16 protein-coding genes are annotated in these 19,428 nt (G+C 72.8%); 3 read left to right on the top strand and 13 right to left on the bottom strand.

The genetic code is table 11. The features are described from left to right. Nucleotides 1–28 precede the first annotated feature (28 nt). The 9 genes from ACFU5F_RS34670 to rimP all read right to left on the bottom strand — a co-directional run bounded on the left by ACFU5F_RS34670 (nucleotide 29) and on the right by rimP (nucleotide 12,353). Nucleotides 29–982, bottom strand: coding sequence for a bifunctional riboflavin kinase/FAD synthetase (locus ACFU5F_RS34670; RefSeq protein ID WP_383896131.1), 954 nt, complete (start codon nucleotides 980–982; stop codon nucleotides 29–31). A 155-nt stretch (nucleotides 983–1,137) separates the two neighbouring features. Next, nucleotides 1,138–4,938: a trypsin-like peptidase domain-containing protein gene (locus ACFU5F_RS34665; RefSeq protein ID WP_383896128.1), complete on the bottom strand. Its 3,801-nt coding sequence runs from the start codon at nucleotides 4,936–4,938 to the stop codon at nucleotides 1,138–1,140. Between the two features lie 261 nt (nucleotides 4,939–5,199). Next, nucleotides 5,200–6,114, bottom strand: a complete 915-nt coding sequence (gene truB, locus ACFU5F_RS34660; protein ID WP_383896125.1) for a tRNA pseudouridine(55) synthase TruB — start codon at nucleotides 6,112–6,114, stop codon at nucleotides 5,200–5,202. Further along, the gene (rbfA, locus tag ACFU5F_RS34655; RefSeq protein WP_383896123.1) at nucleotides 6,111–6,557 is read right to left on the bottom strand and encodes a 30S ribosome-binding factor RbfA; all 447 of its coding nucleotides are present in this window, start codon (nucleotides 6,555–6,557) and stop codon (nucleotides 6,111–6,113) included. The genes truB and rbfA overlap by 4 nt, the downstream gene beginning before the upstream one ends. A gap of 66 nt (nucleotides 6,558–6,623) precedes the next feature. Then, nucleotides 6,624–6,917: a DUF503 domain-containing protein gene (locus ACFU5F_RS34650; RefSeq protein WP_013000329.1), complete on the bottom strand. Its 294-nt coding sequence runs from the start codon at nucleotides 6,915–6,917 to the stop codon at nucleotides 6,624–6,626. A gap of 203 nt (nucleotides 6,918–7,120) precedes the next feature. Continuing rightward, the gene (infB, locus tag ACFU5F_RS34645; protein ID WP_383896120.1) at nucleotides 7,121–10,237 is read right to left on the bottom strand and encodes a translation initiation factor IF-2; all 3,117 of its coding nucleotides are present in this window, start codon (nucleotides 10,235–10,237) and stop codon (nucleotides 7,121–7,123) included. Between the two features lie 148 nt (nucleotides 10,238–10,385). After that, a complete protein-coding gene (locus tag ACFU5F_RS34640) occupies nucleotides 10,386–10,682 on the bottom strand; it encodes a YlxR family protein (protein ID WP_383896117.1) in 297 nt (98 codons plus the stop codon). 172 nt (nucleotides 10,683–10,854) lie between these two features. After that, a complete protein-coding gene (nusA, locus tag ACFU5F_RS34635; RefSeq protein ID WP_013000332.1) occupies nucleotides 10,855–11,841 on the bottom strand; it encodes a transcription termination factor NusA in 987 nt (328 codons plus the stop codon). A 2-nt stretch (nucleotides 11,842–11,843) separates the two neighbouring features. After that, complete coding sequence (gene rimP / locus ACFU5F_RS34630; protein WP_383896113.1) at nucleotides 11,844–12,353, bottom strand: ribosome maturation factor RimP; 510 nt, start codon at nucleotides 12,351–12,353, stop codon at nucleotides 11,844–11,846. 245 nt (nucleotides 12,354–12,598) lie between these two features. Here rimP and ACFU5F_RS34625 point away from each other — a divergent pair, with 245 nt between their 5' ends. Genes ACFU5F_RS34625 through ACFU5F_RS34615 form a run of 3 tightly spaced genes read left to right on the top strand, consistent with a single transcriptional unit; the run spans nucleotide 12,599 to nucleotide 14,575 of the window. Next, nucleotides 12,599–13,162: a hypothetical protein gene (locus ACFU5F_RS34625; protein WP_383896110.1), complete on the top strand. Its 564-nt coding sequence runs from the start codon at nucleotides 12,599–12,601 to the stop codon at nucleotides 13,160–13,162. Beyond that, nucleotides 13,159–13,614: a ferritin-like domain-containing protein gene (locus ACFU5F_RS34620; protein ID WP_383896106.1), complete on the top strand. Its 456-nt coding sequence runs from the start codon at nucleotides 13,159–13,161 to the stop codon at nucleotides 13,612–13,614. Before ACFU5F_RS34625 ends, ACFU5F_RS34620 begins: the two co-directional genes overlap by 4 nt. 28 nt (nucleotides 13,615–13,642) lie before the next feature. Then, nucleotides 13,643–14,575, top strand: a complete 933-nt coding sequence (locus tag ACFU5F_RS34615) for an aminoglycoside phosphotransferase family protein (protein ID WP_383896103.1) — start codon at nucleotides 13,643–13,645, stop codon at nucleotides 14,573–14,575. Between the two features lie 138 nt (nucleotides 14,576–14,713). Here ACFU5F_RS34615 and ACFU5F_RS34610 read toward each other — a convergent pair whose 3' ends face one another. The 4 genes from ACFU5F_RS34610 to ispG form a co-directional block, all read right to left on the bottom strand. After that, nucleotides 14,714–16,417 (bottom strand): proline--tRNA ligase, encoded by a 1,704-nt coding sequence (locus ACFU5F_RS34610; protein ID WP_383896100.1) that lies wholly within the window; start codon nucleotides 16,415–16,417, stop codon nucleotides 14,714–14,716. Nucleotides 16,418–16,507: 90 nt separating this feature from the next. After that, nucleotides 16,508–17,038, bottom strand: coding sequence for a GNAT family N-acetyltransferase (locus ACFU5F_RS34605; RefSeq protein ID WP_383896097.1), 531 nt, complete (start codon nucleotides 17,036–17,038; stop codon nucleotides 16,508–16,510). Nucleotides 17,039–17,177: 139 nt separating this feature from the next. After that, the gene (locus tag ACFU5F_RS34600; protein ID WP_383896094.1) at nucleotides 17,178–18,032 is read right to left on the bottom strand and encodes a GNAT family N-acetyltransferase; all 855 of its coding nucleotides are present in this window, start codon (nucleotides 18,030–18,032) and stop codon (nucleotides 17,178–17,180) included. A 205-nt stretch (nucleotides 18,033–18,237) separates the two neighbouring features. Next, on the bottom strand, nucleotides 18,238–19,374 hold the full coding sequence (gene ispG, locus ACFU5F_RS34595; RefSeq protein ID WP_005479680.1) for a flavodoxin-dependent (E)-4-hydroxy-3-methylbut-2-enyl-diphosphate synthase: 1,137 nt from the start codon (nucleotides 19,372–19,374) through the stop codon (nucleotides 18,238–18,240). Nucleotides 19,375–19,428: the final 54 nt, after the last annotated feature.

Genomic DNA, 19,428 nt, shown 5'->3' with positions numbered 1-19,428 from the left:
CGGCCACGGCTGCGGACAGCCGGTCCGGCTACTCCGGCCGGTACGAGCCGATCAGCTCCCGGCACCTCTTCACGTCCTCGCCCATCGCCACGAGCAGCGCGTCCAGCGAGTCGAACTTCGCCTGGCCGCGCACGAAGGAGAGGAAGTCGACGGCGACGTGGAGGCCGTAGAGGTCGAGTCCCACGCGGTCGATGGCGTACGCCTCGACCGTGCGCTCGGTGCCGTCGAACTGGGGGTTCGTGCCCACGGAGATCGCGGCGGGCATGGCCTCGCCGTCGACGTGCAGCCAGCCGGCGTAGACGCCGTCGGCCGGGATCGCGGTGTGCGGGAGCGTCTCGACGTTGGCCGTGGGGAAGCCCAGTTCGCGACCGCGCTGCGCACCGCGTACGACGACGCCCTCGACGCGGTGGGGGCGACCGAGGATCTCGCGCGCGCCCTCGACGTCCCCCTCGGCGACCAGCCGGCGGGTCAGGGTCGAGGAGAACGGCTGTCCGCCGCCCGCCTCGCCGGTGACGAACAGGTCGACGACCTCGACCTCGAAGTCGTACGTCTTGCCCTGCTCGGCCAGGTACGCCACGTCTCCGGCGGCCTTGTGGCCGAAGCGGAAGTTGGGACCCTCGACCACGGCCTTGGCGTGCAGCTTGTCGACCAGGACCTTGACCACGAAGTCGGCCGGGGACAGCCGGGAGAACTCGGTCGTGAACGGCAGGACCAGCACCGCGTCCACGCCCAGGTCGGCCATGAGTTCGGCACGGCGGTGGTGCGGGGCGAGCAGCGGCGGGTGGGAGCCGGGCCGCACGACCTCGCTGGGGTGCGGGTCGAAGGTCACGACGACGACGGGAACGCCCCGTTCACGGGCGCGTTCCACGGCGTGCCGGAGGATCAGCTGGTGCCCACGGTGCACCCCGTCGTAGGAACCGATGGTGACGACGCTGCGCCCCCAGTCCTCGGGGATGTCCTCCAAGCCACGCCAGCGCTGCACTGTGACCGCTCCTCGTCGAACCCGTGTCCGTATTGATGCCTGTCCCTTACGCAGGTCTAAGGGTGCCATGCCCGGTGCCCTCGGCCCGCATCGGCATCCTGGCTGTGACCCGGAGCACGGAACCGGTGACCCGGACCACCGGAGGACGGACCGGGTCACGCCGGCACCCGCTCCCCCCGTACCCCCGCCAGGTTCTCGATCATCCGGCGGGTGCTCGGTCCGACCACCGCCGCCCACTCCTGGGGTGTGCCGTTGAGCCAGCCGGCCACGAGCCCCGCGAAACCGGGCACATGACGGGCCAGATCGACGAGGGCCCAGTCGAACCGGGTGGCCCCTTCCGGTGTGCGGACGAGCAGCATCCCGACCCGGTGGACCAGTGAGCGGGTGGCCGCGACGTCCCCCGTCATCCCGGTGCCCTCCGCGTCGGTGGTCACGCCGCGCGAGGCGGCCGCCCGCAGGAGGGCGTCGAGGACGGACGGGTCCTGCTCGGTCGCCATCACCAGGTCGAGCAGCTCGCGCCGCAACGGACCGGAGGCAGGGGTGCCCGGCTCGGCGAAGACCGCCGCGAGGGCCGCGCGGACCTGTACGGGTCCTTCGACGATCAGACCGCTGACCAGCGGGAACAGTACGGCGCGGGTGCCCGGACCGTGCTCCAGCCTGCGGTCGACGTACGCGGCCACGTGCCCGGCCACCTCCGGGCGCAGTGCGACGACCTCACGCACCAGGACCGTGACGCGGCGCGCGAGGCCGGGTGTGGTGACCTCGGCGAGGGTGCGCAGGGCCTCACCGTCCGAGCCCTCGGCGCCCGGAGTCCGCAGCCGGGCGCGGAAGGCGTCCAGCACCGGGTCCGGGTGCGTGGCGAGCGCGGTGACCAACGCGCTCGCGGGCAGCTGCGGGTCCCCGGCCGCGAAGCGCTCCAGCGCCTGCGGCAGATACCGCGGCCTGGTCAGCGGATCCCGTACGAGCAGGGCGAGGGCGCCGCTGTGCAGGGTGGCGTCGGCAGGGCGGCCCAGCAGGGCGAGGGCCGCGTAGCGGAGCAGTTCGCGGTCGGCCTCCGTGCTCACGTGCGCGGCGGTCCGCAGCCCGTACGCGAGCCCGGCGACGCGGCGGGCCGGGCGGTCGTCGTGCGCCCACCGGTCGACGGCCCGGCACACCGCCGAGGGCTCCTCCTCCGCCAGCACGGCGAGCAGTTCGTCGCCGCGCCGGTGCGCGCTGTCGACCAGTGCCTCGGTGAGGTCGTCCAGGGCGCACCTCCGATGGGTGTGCAGCAGCGCCTGCGCGGCCGTCGCCACGGTGGCGTCGGGGGTCGCGACCAGCGGGGTGTCGTCGAGGAACCAGCGAGTCAGCAGCGGCTGTACGGCGGCGGGGCGGGCCGCGAGCAGCCGGGAGACCACGTCGAGATAGCGGGGCCCCGCGCCGGTGGCCGGGTCGGCGACGACCAGGCGGCGCAGCAGGTCGAACCGTTCCGCCCCGGGCAGCGGCACCTGGGCCCAGAAGTCCGGCCCGAACTCCCCCGGTACGCCCCGGCCCTGGGCACGCCAGGCGCCGATCCGCTCGGTGAGGAAGCGCAGCACCCGGGTGTAGGGCGTCGCGTCGGGCACCCGGAGCAGCACCTCGGACAGAAGCCGGGCGGCCCACCAGGTGGGGTCGTCGGGGGCCGCGGCACCCGGCGGCAGCAGAGCGTCCAGGGCGTCGAGCAGCTCCTCCAGGCGTCCGGCGAGTTCGGCGGGGCCCTGCTGCCGGCCGAGGAGGAGCAGGGCGTGGACGACGGGGCCGACGCGGTGGCGGGGCACGGGGAGGTTGCGGGTGACCCGGCGGGCGTGGCGGCGGGCACGGGCCTGGGACGGCATCGTGCCCCAGCCGTGCCGTGCCTCGTCCTGCGCGACCCAGCCCCGGTGCACCAGTGCGTGCAGGGCCGCGTCGAGGTCCAGGTGGGCGCCCTGGATCCAGTCGGCCAGCTCCTCGTGGGCGAAGCGGTAGCCGTCGCCCGCCGGGACGAGCAGCCCCTCGGTGAGGACGGCGGAGGCCCAGCCGGTGGTGCCGCCCAGTCGCCCGCCCGGCACCGGTCCCCAGGGGAACACCGCCTCGAACCCCGCCCGGTCCAGCTCTCCCTGTCCGGGACCCAGACACCGCCGGGCCGCCTCGTGGACCTGCCCGGAGACCTGTGCCGCGAGCCGCCGCACGGCCGTTCCCCGGACGCCGTTCACCGCGGCGAGCCGCACGGCGACACGCAGACACATCAGATCCAGGTAGGCACCCAGCACCTCCTCCCGGCCGGGCCGTCCCGAGGGGGCGCTGGAGGCCCCCGGGGCCGAGATGGGCGCCGCAGAGCCGTCGGAGGACACCCCCACGTCGGGCGGCCCGGCGAAGGCGCCATCCTCGCCGGGTCGCCCGCCCGGGGTGTCCGGCAGCGCCGCCCGCACCTCGGCCAGGAGCCGCAGGGTGAGCGGATGCCGGGCGTCGGGCCCGGCCAGCACGTCCTCGGGGAGCCCGTACCGGAGCCGGGCCCGGCGTGCCTCGCCCTCCGTCAGGTCACCCAGCCGGACGCAGGCGGGCAGCGAATGCTCCTCGCCGGACGCCTCGCCGTGCAGCAGCTCCGCCGGGAACCGCGCCCCGGCCCGCTCCCAGTACTCGGCGCGGCAGGCCACCACGAGCCGGGCCCCGTTCTCCCGGAGCCACTGAGCCGTCCCGGCGGTCCACTCGGCCAGCCGGTGCGCGAGCGTGGGCGGCATCTCCTCGGGCCCGTCGAGAAGCAGCAGCAGGGGCCGCCCCTGCGCCGCGGCGAGCCGGGCGAGCCGCTCGGGCCGGATGTCCCCCAGCTCACCGTCGTACCGGCCGGAGGGAGACCGCCCCGTCTCGCCGGGCCGGTCTCCCGGAGCCGCCGCAGCCGCCGTCCAGGGCGTCCCCGGCGCCGAAGCCCCGACGCCGTCCCCCTCGCCGACGGACGTCGCGGCCGACGCCGCCACGATCCGCCCTGCTCGTTCCAGTGCGCGTCGTGCCGCGTCCGCCACGGAGTCGTCATCGGACAGGAGGTCGGCGCCGCGCAGCCAGAGCGTGGGCGCGGGCTCGGGGCCCCGGCCGCGGCGGGCGGCGAGGGCGGCCAGCTCGGTCGTACGGCCGCTGCCGGGGGCGCCGACGAGGCCGAGGACCGTGGCCGGGCCGCCGGCGAAGGCGGTGAACTCCCGTACGACACCTGGGCGTTCGACGGGGTCGACACCGGCGGCCCCGGCACCCGCCCCCGGCCCGTCCGACCCCACGGTGGTGGCCGTCAGTTCCAGCACCCCGGCCAGGTTCAGATCGGTGCCGTACGCGGCCACGGTCGCCGCGTTGCGTGCGAGCAGCTCGGCCAGGGGCCGCTCGGAGCACCAGCCGAGCAGGGGTACGGCGAAGCCGGTGGTCCGGTGCGCCGCCTCCAGTGCCGTGCCGAGCACGCCCACCACGGCGCCGGTGGTCACGTCGAGGACGGGTCCGCCGGCCGCGCCGCCGCCCAGCCGCAGCGCCTCGCTCCCGGCCGTACCGATCGCCAGCTCCAGGGCGCCGCGCAGCAGATGGAATCCGTCGGTCGCCGTGTACGTCACGTCCGCCGTGCCCAGCACCCGTGCCTCCCGCCAGCCGCCGGCCGCGATACGGACGTACGCGCCCGTCGCGACCTCGTCCCGCAGGGCGAAGGGCAGCGGGTCCACGCACAGCCCCTCGGTGCGGATGAGCGCGAGATCGAGGGCGGGCAGCGCGGTCACCGCGTCGGAGTTCACCACGCAGACGCGGTCGCCGGTGGCGTGCACCACGATGCGGGCCAGTCCGTCCACCGCCTCGTGGCTGGTGACGACCGTGCCGTGGTGATCGGCCACGAAGCCCGTGCCGCGTGGTCGTCCCGCCAGATCGCCGACCCGCACCAGGACTTCGTCCCGAGCCGCAGGGCGGCCGTCGTCGGTCGCCCGACGGCCCCGTACCGCCATGTCCTGACCTCCCCGTCGTACCTGTGTTCCGACGGTAGGCACGTGAAGATCAGCGGAACAGATCGCGCGGCGAACGCGCCCCCTTCCGCTCCCTCGGTTCACTCCGAGCGCCTGCACGAAGGGGTGAATAGCCCCGGCCGGATGGATACACCTCTGGGTGGGGGAACCGAGGGGGGACCGTGGAGCGGCGGGAACAGCAGTCCCCGTGACCGCCGCTCCACGTTTCGCCGGCAGTGCGCCCGTCCCCTCGGGAGGCGGGCCTCAGCCGAAGACGGCCAGACTCCTGGCCTTGCCCTTCTGGCTCTCCACCAGGGCCAGGAAACGGCCGGCGGGGTCGAAGACGGCGACGGCCCCGCGCTCGGCGTACTCCTCGGGCATCTCCAGCCGCACCCCGTTCAGCAGCAGTCGCGCCCGCTTGTCGTCCACGTCCCAGCGGGGGAACGCGGCGTCGGCGGCGTCGGCGACCGGCATCACGGTCAGCTCCTGCTGGAGCTGGTCCAGGGTCCGCGCGGAGTCCAGCTTGTACGGCCCCACCCGGGTCCGGCGCAGCGCGGTGAGGTGGCCGCCGACGCCGAGTCCGGCGCCCAGGTCGCGGGCGAGGGCGCGGATGTACGTGCCGGAGGAGCACACCACCGACACCACCAGGTCGAGCACCGGGGTGCCGTCCTCGGCGACGGCCTCGCGGACGTCGTACACGGCGAAGGAGGAGATGGTGACGGGCCGGGCGGGAATCTCGAAGTCCTCGCCGTCCCGGGCCCGCTTGTAGGACCGCACGCCGTCGATCTTGATGGCGCTGACCTTGGACGGCACCTGCATGATCCGGCCGGTCAGCTCGGCCACACCGGCGTCGACGGCTTCGCGGGTGACCTTCGACGCGTCGACCGACGCCGTGATCTCGCCCTCGGCGTCGTCGGTGAGTGTCGTCTGCCCGAGCCGGACGGTCCCGAGGTACTCCTTCTCGGTGAGCGCGAGGTGACCGAGCAGCTTGGTCGCCTTCTCCACCCCCAGGACGAGCACTCCGGTGGCCATGGGGTCGAGCGTCCCCGCGTGCCCGACCCGCCGGGTCCGGGCGATGCCGCGCATCTTCGCGACGACGTCGTGCGAAGTGAAGCCCGACGGCTTGTCGACGATGACAAGGCCGTCGGGCGTGGTGTTCTTCTGGCGCTGCTGGGTCATTCGGCGGCGTCGTCCTCGTCGTCGTCCGGCTTGCGGTACGGGTCGGCCTCACCGGCGTACTTGGCGCCCGACGCGGTCTCGCGCACCTGGGCGTCCGAGGCCCGCGCCTTGTCGAGGAGGTCGTCGATGGTCTTGGCGGTGTCCGGGAGGGCGTCGGCCACGAAGGTGAGGGTCGGTGTGAACTTCACACCGGCGGCCCGGCCGACCTCGGAGCGGAGGATGCCCTTGGCGCTCTCCAGGCCCGCGGCGGCCGCCGCCCGCTCCTCGTCGTCCCCGTACACCGTGTAGAAGACGGTCGCCTCCCGCAGGTCCCCGGTCACCCGGGTGTCCGTGATGGTGACGTGTGAGCCGAGCCGCGGGTCCTTGATCCCGCGCAGCAGCTTCTGGGCCACCACCTCTCGGATGAGGTCCGCCAGCCTCTTGGCACGCGCGTTGTCGGCCACTGGTCCGTCTCCTAGCTCGTTCTGCGTTACTGCTGGTTGTCGAATTCTCTGTGCGACCGCGACCGTTCAGTCGTCGTCACCGTGCAACCGCCGTCTGACCGAGAGCAGTTCGACCTCGGGCCGCCCCGCGACCAGCCGCTCGCACCGGTCCAGCACGTCGGTCAGGTGCCCCGTGTCACCCGACACCACCGCCAGTCCGATCACGGCCCGGCGGTGCAGATCCATATGGTCGACCTCCGCCACGCTCACCGCGAACTTGCGGTGCAGCTCGGCCACGATCGGACGGACGACGGAGCGCTTCTCCTTCAGCGACCGTACGTCGCCGAGCAGGAGATCGAAGGACAGAGTCCCCACGTACATGTGTGTATCCGGTTCACCCGCCGGTACGGGATAGACGGCCTGCCCCTGTATCGGGCAGGAACATCAGAACCGTACATCGAAAGGCGGACGCCCTCGACGGGATTGTTCGCCGGGGCCGGGAGGGCCCGGGGCGAAGCCCCCAGGAACGGCCACACCGGCCGGGGGTGAACGCATCACCCCCGGCCGGCATGGACCACCGCTGGTTACGACCGCGGCTTCTCGCGCATCTCGTACGTCGCGATGACGTCGTCGACCTTGATGTCGTTGAAGTTGCCGAGGTTGATACCGCCCTCGAACCCTTCGCGGATCTCGGTGACGTCGTCCTTGAAGCGACGCAGACCGGAGATGGTGAGGTTCTCCGCGATGACCTTGCCGTCGCGGACGAGTCGAGCCTTCGTGTTGCGCTTGACCTCGCCCGAGCGGACCAGGACACCGGCGATGTTGCCCAGCTTGGACGACTTGAAGACCTCGCGGATCTCCGCCGTGCCGAGCTCGACCTCCTCGTACTCCGGCTTGAGCATGCCCTTGAGGGCCGCCTCGATCTCCTCGATGGCCTGGTAGATCACCGAGTAGTACCGGACGTCGACGCCCTCACGCTCCGCCATCTGCTGTGCGCGGCCCGCGGCGCGGACGTTGAAGCCGATGACGATCGCGTCGGAGCCGGTCGCCAGGTCGATGTCCGACTCGGTGACCGCACCCACGCCGCGGTGCAGGACGCGGATGTCGACCTCTTCGCCGACGTCGAGCTGGAGCAGCGAGGACTCGAGGGCCTCCACCGAACCGGACGCGTCGCCCTTGATGATGAGGTTGAGTTCCTGCACCAGACCGGCCTTGAGGGCCTCGTCCAGGTTCTCCAGGGAGAACCGGACACCCCGGCGGGCGAAGTTGGCGTTCCGCTCGCGGGCGGCACGCTTCTCGGCGATCTGACGGGCCGTACGGTCCTCGTCGACGACGAGGAAGTTGTCGCCGGCGCCGGGGACGTTGGTGAGACCCAGCACGAGGACGGGGGTCGAGGGACCCGCTTCCTCGACGTTGTTGCCGTTGTCGTCGAGCATCGCCCGGACCCGGCCGTACGCGTCGCCGACCACCATCGTGTCGCCGATGCGCAGCGTGCCGCGCTGGACCAGGACGGTCGAGACCGCACCGCGGCCGCGGTCGAGGTGGGACTCGATCGCGATGCCCTGCGCGTCCTGCTGGGGGTTGGCCCGCAGGTCGAGCGAGGCGTCCGCGGTCAGGACCACGGCCTCCAGCAGGGAGTCGATGTTCAGACCCTGCTTGGCGGAGATGTCGACGAACATCGTGTCGCCGCCGTACTCCTCGGCCACCAGACCGAACTCGGTGAGCTGACCGCGCACCTTGGTCGGGTCGGCGCCCTCGACGTCGATCTTGTTGACCGCGACCACGATCGGCACGTCGGCCGCCTTGGCGTGGTTCAGCGCCTCGATCGTCTGGGGCATCACACCGTCGTTGGCCGCCACCACGAGGATCGCGATGTCGGTCGACTTCGCACCACGGGCACGCATGGCGGTGAACGCCTCGTGACCCGGGGTGTCGATGAAGGTGATCCTGCGCTCTTCGTCGTTGACCTGGGTCGCGACCTGGTACGCGCCGATGTGCTGCGTGATGCCGCCGGCCTCGCCCGCGACGACGTTCGTCTTGCGGATGGTGTCGAGCAGGCGGGTCTTACCGTGGTCGACGTGACCCATGACGGTCACGACCGGCGGACGCGCGACGAGGAACTCCTCGCCGCCCTCGTCCTCGCCGAACTCGATGTCGAAGGACTCGAGCAGCTCGCGGTCCTCCTCCTCCGGGCTGACGATCTCGACGACGTAGTTCATCTCGCCGGCGAGCAGCTGGAGGGTCTCGTCGGAGACGGACTGCGTGGCGGTGACCATCTCGCCGAGGTTCATCATCACCGCGACGAGCGACGCCGGGTTGGCGCCGATCTTCTCGGCGAAGTCGGTGAGCGACGCACCGCGCGACAGGCGGACGGACTGTCCGTTGCCGCGAGGCAGCATCACGCCGCCGACCGACGGGGCCTGCATGGCCTCGTACTCCTGGCGCCTCTGCCGCTTCGACTTGCGACCGCGGCGCGCGGGACCGCCGGGACGGCCGAAGGCGCCCTGCGTGCCACCACGGGCACCCGGACCGCCGGGACGGCCACCGAAGCCGGGACGACCGCCGCCGCCACCGGGACCACCGGGACGACCGGCGAAGCCGCCGCCACCACCGGCACCACCGGGACCGCCCGGACGACCGGCGAAGCCACCGCCGCCGCCACCGGGACGGCCCGCGAAGCCGCCGCCACCGGGACGACCGCCGCCGCCACCGGGACCGCCGGGACGACCGCCGCCACCGGGACCGCGGCCACCGGGGCCACCGCCGCCGGGACGCGGGCCGGCAGCCGGACGCTGCGGCATCATGCCGGGGTTCGGACGGTTGCCGCCGGGGCCGCCGCCGGGACGGGGCGCCTGCGGACGGGGCATGCCACCCGGAGTGGGACGGGCACCGCCCGGACCGCCCTGGGGACGCGGAGCGCCACCGGGACCGCCCTGCGGACGGGGAGCCTGGCCGGGAGCCTGCGGACGCGGACCGCCGCCCTGGGCGCCGCCGGGGCCGCCGGGCCGCGGAGCGCCGCCGGGACGGGGCGCCTGCGGGCGTCCCATGCCGGTGGAGCCGCCGGAGGTGAAGGGGTTGTTGCCCGGACGCGGACCGGCCGGACGGGCACCGCCCGGCTTGGGCGCGCCGGCGCCGCCGGGGCGCTCGGAACGCTGGCCGCCGGGACGCGGACCCTGACCGCGGTCACCACGGTCCTGACCGGGACCGCCCGGACGCTGGCCGCCGGGACGCGGCGCGGCCGGACCCGGACGGGCGCCCGGACGCGGCGCGGACGGCGCCGAGGCGGCGGCCGGAGCCGACGGGGGCGCCTGGAACTCGGGCACGCTCGGGGCCGGGGAGGCCGGAGCGGGCTTCGGCGTCGGCGGCTTGGGACCGGGCGTCGGGCGCGGACCCGGGGCCGGAGCGGCGGGCCGCTCGGCGACGGGCGGCTTCGGCGCGGCCGGGCCGGGACGAGGCGCGGCCGGACGTGCGGCCTGCGCGGGAGAGGGGGCCGCCGGACGAGCCGGGGCGGCCTTGCGCGGGGCGGGCTTACCGCCGCCGCTGCCCTGCTGGAGGGCGTCTGTCAGCTTGCGTACAACGGGCGCCTCGATCGTCGAGGACGCCGAACGGACGAATTCACCGAGCTCTTGGAGCTTGGCCATGACGACCTTGCTCTCAACCCCGAACTCCTTGGCGAGTTCGTATACCCGGACCTTAGCCACTTCGCTCCTTTTTAGGTCCGGGTGCGTCCGGACCGTCGCTACTTCATGGGCGTACTCATCGCGTGCTCATCGAGTGCTCATCGCAATCTCGACCTACTTCCAACTCGCGGGGTACCAGGGCCGTACGGAGGGTTCCGTACGACGCGTCTTACGGTGTTGCCTGCTCGGCAACTGTCGTCTGCTCCACGTATCGGCGCAACGCCTTTGTGTCGAGCGCTCCCGGGGCACGCAGCGCCCGCGCGAACGCCCGGCGGCGTACCGCCAGGTCGAGACAGACCTGGGCGGGGTGCAGGTACGCACCCCGGCCGGGCAGCGTACCGCGAGGATCGGGAACGCATTCGTCCTCGATCGCCACGACCCGCAGCAGTTCGGTCTTGGCCGATCGCCGCCTGCACCCCACACAGGTGCGTTCAGGGCATGCGCGGGCTCGCGTCCGGCCAGACACCGTTAAGTCTACCTCCCCGCACCGACCTCACCCCTTTGGGGCAAGAATCGAACAGTTGCCGCGCATATAACTGACGTGATCCAAGCGACGTGCGGCTTGGATCTGTCCCCGGTCCCCGGGGCGAGCCCGGACCGCCCGCTCGGACGCCCCGTTCGGACGTCCGATCGGGTGATCACTCCGACGGCTGCTCGGTGTCCGGACGGATGTCGATCCGCCAGCCGGTGAGGCGGGCCGCGAGGCGGGCGTTCTGGCCCTCCTTGCCGATCGCCAGCGACAGCTGGTAGTCGGGCACCGTCACGCGCGCGGAGCGGGCCGCGAGGTCCACCACCTCGACCTTGGAGACCCGGGCCGGGGAGAGCGCGTTCGCCACCATCTCGGCCGGGTCGTCCGACCAGTCGACGATGTCGATCTTCTCGCCGTTCAGCTCGCCCATGACGTTGCGCACCCGGCCGCCCATCGGGCCGATGCAGGCACCCTTGGCGTTCAGGCCGCTGCGGGTGGAACGGACGGCGATCTTCGTGCGGTGACCGGCCTCACGGGCGATGGCGGCGATCTCGACGGACCCGTCGGCGATCTCCGGCACCTCCAGTGCGAACAGCTTCTTCACCAGGCTGGGGTGGGTGCGGGAGAGCGTCACGGAGGGGCCGCGCACGCCCTTGGCCACCCGGACGACGTACGAGCGGAGCCGCATGCCGTGCTGGTACGTCTCGCCCGGGACCTGTTCCTGCACGGGCAGGATGGCCTCCAGCTTGCCGATGTCGACGAGGACGTTCTTCGGGTCACGGCCCTGCTGGACCACACCGGTGACGATGTCGCCCTCGCGCCCCGCGTACTCGCCGAGCGTCGCGTCGTCCTCCGCGTCCCGCAGGCGCTGCAGGATCACCTGTTTGGCGGTGGTGGCGGCGATGCGCCCGAAGTCCGACGGGGTGTCGTCGAACGCGCGCGCCTCCTGCCCCTCCTCCAGGTCCTCGGGGTCCTCCTTCGCCCACACGGTCACATGGCCGGTCTCCCGGTTGAGCTCCACGCGCGCGTGCCGGCGGCTTCCCTCGGTGCGGTGGTAGGCGATGAGGAGGGCCGCCTCGATCGCCTCGACGAGCAGGTCGAAGGAGATCTCCTTCTCCCGTACCAAGCCCCGCAGGGCGCTCATGTCGATGTCCACGGCTACGCCTCCTCCTCTTGCGTCATGTCCTTCTTGTCCTTGCGGTTGAACTCGACCTGGACACGGGCACGGTCGATCTGGTCGAAGGAGAGCCGGCGGGTGGTGGCCTTGCGGCCCTTCACACCGGGCACTTCGAGATCGAGGCCGTCGTCGTCCACGGTCAGGATCCTGGCGATCAGTTCCCCGTCCTCGCGGAGCGCGAACTTCACCAGGCGGTCCACGGCACGGCGGTAGTGCCGGTGCTCGGTGAGGGCGCGCTCGGCGCCCGGCGTCCCGACCTCCAGGGTGTACTCCGACTGGCCCATCGCGTCCGTCTCGTCCAGCTTGGCCGAGAGCGCGCGGCTGACGTCGGCGACCGCGTCCAGATCCGCGCCCTCGTCCGAGTCGACCACCACGCGCAGCACCCGCCTGCGTCCGACCGAGTCCACTGCGATCTCTTCGAGATCGAGGCCCTGGGAGCGTACGAGCGGTTCCAGCAGTTCTCGCAGCCTCTCGCTCTGGGTCGTGCTCATCCGGGTGACTCCTCGGCCGCGTGTGCTGTTGTGGGTAGGGCGCGTGTCAGGTCAAAGGGTAGCCGCTCCGCTGGGGTGTTGCCGTCCGCCTCCGGGCGCGGACGGCGGTCGCGGGACGACGGGCACGGCCGGTGCGCGGTTCCCCGCGCCGCTTCGGGGCGCGGTGGTGGCGCCCTTGGATCACCTGCGCGGGTACGGTGATCGCACCGCTTCTTTGTTCGTACGACCTCCCTAGGACGTCTGCTGTGTCGTTCAGCCTGCCGGCGCGTGCCCTGTCGGGGCCGCGCAGAAGGAGTTTGCTCGTCGGGGCCGCCGGCGCGGGCCTGCTCGCGGGGTGTTCGTCCGGGGGCGGGGGTCCGGACGTCGCCGGGGGCGGTCCGTCGGCCGTGGAGCGGGCACGCGCGCGTGCCGCCCGGGACAGTGAGGCGCTCGTCGAGCGGTACGACGCCGTCCTCGCCGGGCATCCAGGGCTGGCCGGGCTGCTCACCCCGCTGCGGGCGGAGGTCGTCCGGCACGCCGAGGCGTTCGGGGGCGGGAAGACGGCGCGCGCCGGGAAGAAGGGCGCGAACAGGGCCTCCGCGTCACCGTCCGTCTCCCGCTCCGGCTCGCCCTCCGCGTCGCCGTCCCCCTCCCCCGTGCCGGACAGCCCCGGGGCCGCCCTCGCCGAGCTGGCCGCCGCCGAGCGGAAGCTCGCCGACCGGCGGGCCAGGGCGCTGCTGGAGGTGCCGGGCGAGGTGGCGCGGCTGATGGCCTCGGTGGCGGCGGCGGGGGCCGGGCACGCGTACATGCTGACGGAGGGCGCGAAGTGAGCAGCGGGGAACTGAAGGCGGTCCAGGCGGCGCTCGCGGCCGAGCACGCCGCCGTCTACGGCTACGGCGTCGTCGGCGGGAAGATCGGCCAGGCACGGCAGAGCGAGGCGCGCACGGCGTACGACGCGCACCGGGCCCGCCGGGACCGGCTCGTCCGGGCCGTACGGGACCTGGGCGGCGAGCCCGCCGCCGCGGCGGCCGGATACGCGCTGCCCTTCCAGGTGACCGATGTCGGCTCCGCGGAACGGCTGGCCGCCGAGCTGGAGGAGCGGGTGGCCGGCGTGTACTCCGACCTCGTCCGGGCATCCGAGGGCGAGCGGCGAGGCGCCGCGGCCGAGGCGCTGCGGGAAGCGGCGGTGCGGGCGGTGCGGTGGCGGGGCGGAAGCGTAGCCTTCCCTGGTCTCGCCGAGCGGACGGCCGCCGCCGGACCGTCGGCGACACCGCACAGCTGATCACGGCCGGGAAGGGAACGACTCGCACATGGCGCGCAGGGTTTTCGAGGACTTCGAACCGCCGCAGCGGCTTGTGCGGGCGCTGGCCGAGACCCGGCGGCCGGACGGCGGTGACGGCATCGGCACATGGCTGGAAACGCTCCCCGAACTGCTGCAACAGGCCGTCGATCTACGCGAGTTGACGGTCGAGCGGGTGCAGGCGCCCGGCGGGCGCAGCAGTCTGGTGCTCCTCGTACGGCTGATCGACGGCACTCCCGCCGTGCTCAAGGTGGCGCCCGAGCGGGCCCGGCCGGAGAGCGAGCGGGCGGCCCTCGCGCACTGGGACGGGCGGGGGGCGGTGCGGTTGCTCGACCCCGGGGCCGGGCACGGCGTGCTGTTGCTGGAGCGGTTGCGGCCCGATCTGTCGGTGCGGTCGCTGCCCGAGGCGAAGGCACTGCTGGAGGCCGCGGCGACCTTGCGGCGGCTGTGGGTCGAGCCGCCCGGGGCGCACGTCTTCGAGACCGTGGCCGGGCGGACCGAGCGGCAGGCCGAACTGATGCGCTCCGGCTCCGCCGGTGAGGGGGAGACCGGGGCTCTCGTCGACGCCGCTCTCGCCGTGCGGGAGGAACTGCTCGCGGACGCGCCCGAGGAGCGGTTGCTGCACGGGACGTTCCGGCAGAGCAAGGTACTGGCCGGGGAGCGGTTGCCGTGGCTGGCGGTGGGGCCGGACCCGGTGGTGGGTGAGTGCGCGTTCGACCTGGCCCGGCTGGTGCGCGACCGGGTGGAGGATCTGATCGCCTCGCCGTCGGGGGCGGCGATCACCCGGCGGCGGATCAGGAAACTGGCCGAGTCGCTGGATGTGGACCAGGAGCGGCTGCGGGGGTGGACGCTGTTCCGGGCCGTGGAGTCGGGGGTGCGAGCACTGCGCGTCGGACGGCCGAGGGACGCGGAACTGCTGCTCGAATTCGCCGGCTGGCTCTGACCGGTCGGGACGACGCGCGACCCCGACCGCTCCCCGCCGCGGTGGCGTTCGGTCACGCCCTGCGGTCGAGGAACGGTCGGATGCGGCTCGGGTACGGGTCGTACGTTCAGGCGGTCAGGCGGTCAGGCGGTCAGGCGGTCAGACGGTCAGACGCGCGATCGCCTCGTCGACCGTCAGCTCCTCGCGCTCACCGGTACGGCGGTCCTTCAGCTCCAGGACGCCCTCGGCGGAGCGGCGGCCGGCGACCAGGATCTTCGGTACGCCGATCAGCTCGGAGTCGGTGAACTTCACGCCCGGGGAGACCCCGGCACGGTCGTCGACCAGCACGCGGAGACCGGCGGCCCGCAGCTTCTCGGAGACGTCGAGGGCCAGTTCGGTCTGCAGGGCCTTGCCGGCGGCGACGACGTGCACGTCGGCCGGGGCGACCTCGGCGGGCCAGCACAGGCCCTTGTCGTCGGCGCTCTGCTCGGCGAGGGCGGCGACCGCGCGGGAGACGCCGATGCCGTAGGAGCCCATGGTGACGCGGACCGGCTTGCCGTGCTGTCCGAGGACGTCGAGCTTGAGGGCGTCGGCGTACTTGCGGCCGAGCTGGAAGATATGGCCGATCTCGATGGCGCGGTCCAGCTTGAGTCCGGTGCCGCAGTTCGGGCAGGGGTCGCCCTCCTGGACGACCACGACGTCGACGTAACTGCCGACCTCGAAGTCACGGCCCGCGACGACGTTCTTCGCGTGGGTGCCCGGCTTGTTGGCGCCGGTGATCCAGGCGGTGCCCGGGGCGACGCGCGGGTCGGCGACGTAGGTGACCTTCTCGCCGAGGCCCTGCGGGCCGACATAGCCGCGGACCAGGTCGGGGCGGCCCGCGAAGTCCGCCTCGGTGACCATCTCGACGACAGCAGGGGCGAAGTGCGCCTCGACCTTGCCCATGTCGACCTCGCGGTCGCCGGGGACACCGACGGCGACGATCTCGCCGTCGACCTTGACGAGGAGGTTCTTCAGGGTGGCGGAGGCCTCGACGCCGAGGTACGCGGCGAGGGTCTCGATCGTCGGGGTGTCCGGGGTCGGGATCTCTTCGAGGGCGGGCACGTCGCCCGCGTCCACCGGCTTCAGCTCGAACGTGATCGCCTCGGTGTTCGCCGCGAAGTCGCAGGCGGGGCAGTCCGCGAAGGTGTCCTCGCCGGCGCCCGCCGGGGCGAGGAACTCCTCCGACTTGGAGCCGCCCATCGCGCCCGCCGTGGCGGCGCAGATGCGGTAGTCGAGGCCCAGGCGCTCGAACACCTTCTGGTACGCCTCGCGGTGCAGGGCGTATGACTGGGCGAGGCCCTCGTCCTCGGTGTCGAAGGAGTACGAGTCCTTCATCAGGAACTCGCGGCCGCGCAGGATGCCGGCACGGGGGCGGGCCTCGTCCCGGAACTTCGTCTGGATCTGGTAGAGGATCACCGGCAGGTCCTTGTAGGAGGACGCCTGGTCCTTCACGATCAGCGTGAAGATCTCCTCGTGGGTGGGGCCGAGGAGGTAGTCGCCGCCCTTGCGGTCCTTCAGCCGGAACAGCTCGGGGCCGTACTCGTCCCAGCGCCCGGTCGCCTCGTACGGTTCCTTGGGCAGCAGGGCGGGGAGCAGCACCTCCTGGGCGCCGATCGCGTCCATCTCCTCGCGGACGATGCGCTCCACGTTGGCGAGGACCTTCTTGCCGAGCGGCAGCCAGGTCCACACACCGGCCGCGGTGCGGCGGACGTACCCGGCGCGGACGAGGAGCTTGTGGCTGAGCACCTCGGCGTCCGCCGGGTCGTCGCGCAGCGTCTTCGCCATCAACTGGGACATGCGCTGGACCGGTGGGTTCGCCATGATTCTCGTACTCCTGCTGCGGATCGGGTGATGGCAGGAGGTTAGCGGGGGTACACGGGCCCGTGGAAATCCGGCGGCGGGGGCGGGGTGCTACCTGCGGCGCAGGGGCAGGGGGGCGCCCATCACCGCGTACGGTCTGGGGGCGCTGGGGAAGACGACCCGGCGGGCGAGGTCCGTGTAGCCGAGGGAGTGGTACAGGCCGCGGGCGGGGCTGTCGACGTCGATCGCGGAGAGGATCGAGCGGGGCTCGGCCGCGCTGTCGGTGATCGTGGTGATGAGGGCTCGGCCGACGCCGTGGTTCTGGTGGCGGGGGTGGACGTGCAGTTCGGTGATCACGAAGGAGTCGTCGAGCCAGTGCTCGTGGTGCAGGGCGCGGAGGTAGGGCTCGACGACGGTGGACCACCAGTGGGAGCGGTCGTTGGGCATGCCGTAGACGAAACCGACGAGCCGTCCGGCGATGGTGGCGCCGAGTGCCCTCGCCCCCGGGTAGGTCATGTGGCGCAGGACGATCTGGCGGCGGACCGCGACCTCGTCGGGGCCGAGTCCGAACGCGATCGCTTGGACTGCCAGTGCCTCGTCTACGTGGGCGGACAGGTCCAGGGGGCCGATGACGAGGCTCATGTTGCGGATGCTACAGGGGCGTTCGTACCGGCTGCGGGGTGCGGGCTGGATGTGGCTGGTCACGCAGTTCCCCGCGCCCCTTGAGGGGGCGCGTCCCCTGCTCGGCGCTCAGGAGTCGGGCTTTCCGCAGCCAGAACCCTCAGAACAGCACGCTCATGAAGGCGCCCACCTCTTGGAAGCCCACCCGCTGGTAGGTGCGCCGCGCTGCGGTATTGAAGTCGTTGACGTAGAGGCTGACCACGGGGGCGACGTCGGCCAGGGCATAGCGGAGGACGGCCGCCATGCCGGGGGCGGCCAAGCCCTGGCCCCGGAACTCGGGGGCCACCCAGACGCCCTGGATCTGGCAGGCCCGAGGGGTCGCCGCGCCGATCTCGGCCTTGAACAGGACACGGCCGTCCGGGGCGAGGCGGGCGAAGGAGCGGCCGGAGCCCACGAGTTCGGCGACCCGGGCCTGGTAGAGCAGTCCGCCGTCGCCGGCCAACGGGGAGACGCCGACCTCCTCGGTGAACATCGCCACGCACGCCGGCATGATCGTGTCCATCTCGTCCTTGCGGATGCGGCGGACGTACGGGTCGGGGACGACGTCGGCGGGGTCGGGGAGCCGGTCGGTGACCATGAGGGGCTGGCGGGAGCGGACCTCGCGGGCCGGGCCCCAGCTGGGTTCGAGGAGGCGCCAGAGCTGGGCGGTGGGTTCGGCGGGGCCGACGACCGAGGAGCAGCGGCGGCCGGCCCGGCGGGCGCGGTCGGCGAAGGCGCGCACGGCGCGGGGGGTGGCGCAGATGGGGACGAGGTTGGCGCCGGCATAGCAGAGGGAGGTCAGGGCACCGTCCTCGTACCAGCCCCACATCTCGCCGCCGAGCCGCCACGGGTCCAGCCCGGCAACCTGGACGCGGGAGGTCACGAAGGCGTTCGCGACGGGATCTCGGTCCAGGACGGCGAGTGCGGCGTCCAGGTCACTCGGTTCGAGGACCCTGGTGGTGGTCTGGGTCAACACGTGCGGGGGCCTCACCCTGGGGTCTGCGCTGGTCTTGGCACGATACCCTGCCGGGCTGTGCGGGGGCGCCTCAGAGCTCGGGGGCCACTGTGCGTTGGCGGGTGCGTCGTGGGCTTGTCGCGCCCACGCGGCGGAGCCGCATGTGGGATACAGCCCCGCGCCCCTGGAGGGACGGCCTGCGGCCTGCCCTCCAGAAGCAGCGGCCTCAGCCCGCTACCGCCACCGTCGGCTCGCCCGAGGTGATGCCGTCCGCCTCCATCTGTTCGGCGATCTTCATCGCTTCCTCGATGAGGGTCTCGACGATCTTGGATTCGGGGACGGTCTTGATGACCTCGCCCTTGACGAAGATCTGGCCCTTACCGTTGCCGGAGGCGACGCCGAGGTCGGCCTCGCGGGCCTCGCCGGGGCCGTTGACGACGCAGCCCATGACGGCGACGCGGAGGGGGACCTCCATGCCGGTGAGGCCGGCGGTGACTTCCTCGGCGAGCTTGTAGACGTCCACCTGGGCGCGGCCGCAGGAGGGGCAGGAGACGATCTCGAGGCGGCGCGGCTTCAGGTTCAGCGACTCCAGGATCTGGTTGCCGACCTTGATCTCCTCGACCGGCGGGGCCGAGAGGGAGACGCGGATGGTGTCGCCGATGCCCTCGGAGAGCAGCGCGCCGAAGGCGACGGCCGACTTGATGGTGCCCTGGAAGGCGGGGCCGGCCTCCGTGACGCCGAGGTGGAGGGGGTAGTCGCACTGGGCGGCGAGCTGGCGGTAGGCGTTGACCATGACGACCGGGTCGTTGTGCTTGACCGAGATCTTGATGTCCCGGAAGCCGTGCTCCTCGAAGAGGGACGCCTCCCACAGGGCGGACTCGACCAGCGCCTCGGGGGTGGCCTTGCCGTACTTCTGGAGCAGGCGGCGGTCCAGGGAGCCGGCGTTGACGCCGATGCGGATCGGGGTGCCGTGGTCGTTCGCCGCCTGGGCGATCTCCTTGACCTTGTCGTCGAACTGCTTGATGTTGCCCGGGTTGACGCGCACGGCGGCGCAGCCGGCCTCGATCGCGGCGAAGACGTACTTCGGCTGGAAGTGGATGTCGGCGATGACCGGGATCTGTGACTTCCTGGCGATCACCGGGAGGGCGTCGGCGTCGTCCTGGGTGGGGCAGGCGACCCGGACGATCTGGCAGCCGGACGCCGTCAGCTCGGCGATCTGCTGCAGCGTGGCGCCGATGTCCGACGTACGGGTGGTGGTCATCGACTGGACCGAGACCGGGGCGTCCCCGCCGACCGCGACGGAGCCGACCTGGATCTGCCGGCTCTTGCGGCGCTCGGCGAGCTTGGTCGGAACGGACGGCATGCCGAGAGAAATCGCAGTAGTCATCTGCTGTGCAACCCCAAGTTGTGGATCAGG

The sequence above is a fragment of the Streptomyces sp. NPDC057438 genome (genome assembly GCF_042802995.1).
GTDB lineage: Bacteria > Actinomycetota > Actinomycetes > Streptomycetales > Streptomycetaceae > Streptomyces.
The sequence above is the reverse complement of the archived record's forward strand: the minus strand, read 5'-3'. Positions and strand labels throughout refer to the sequence as shown.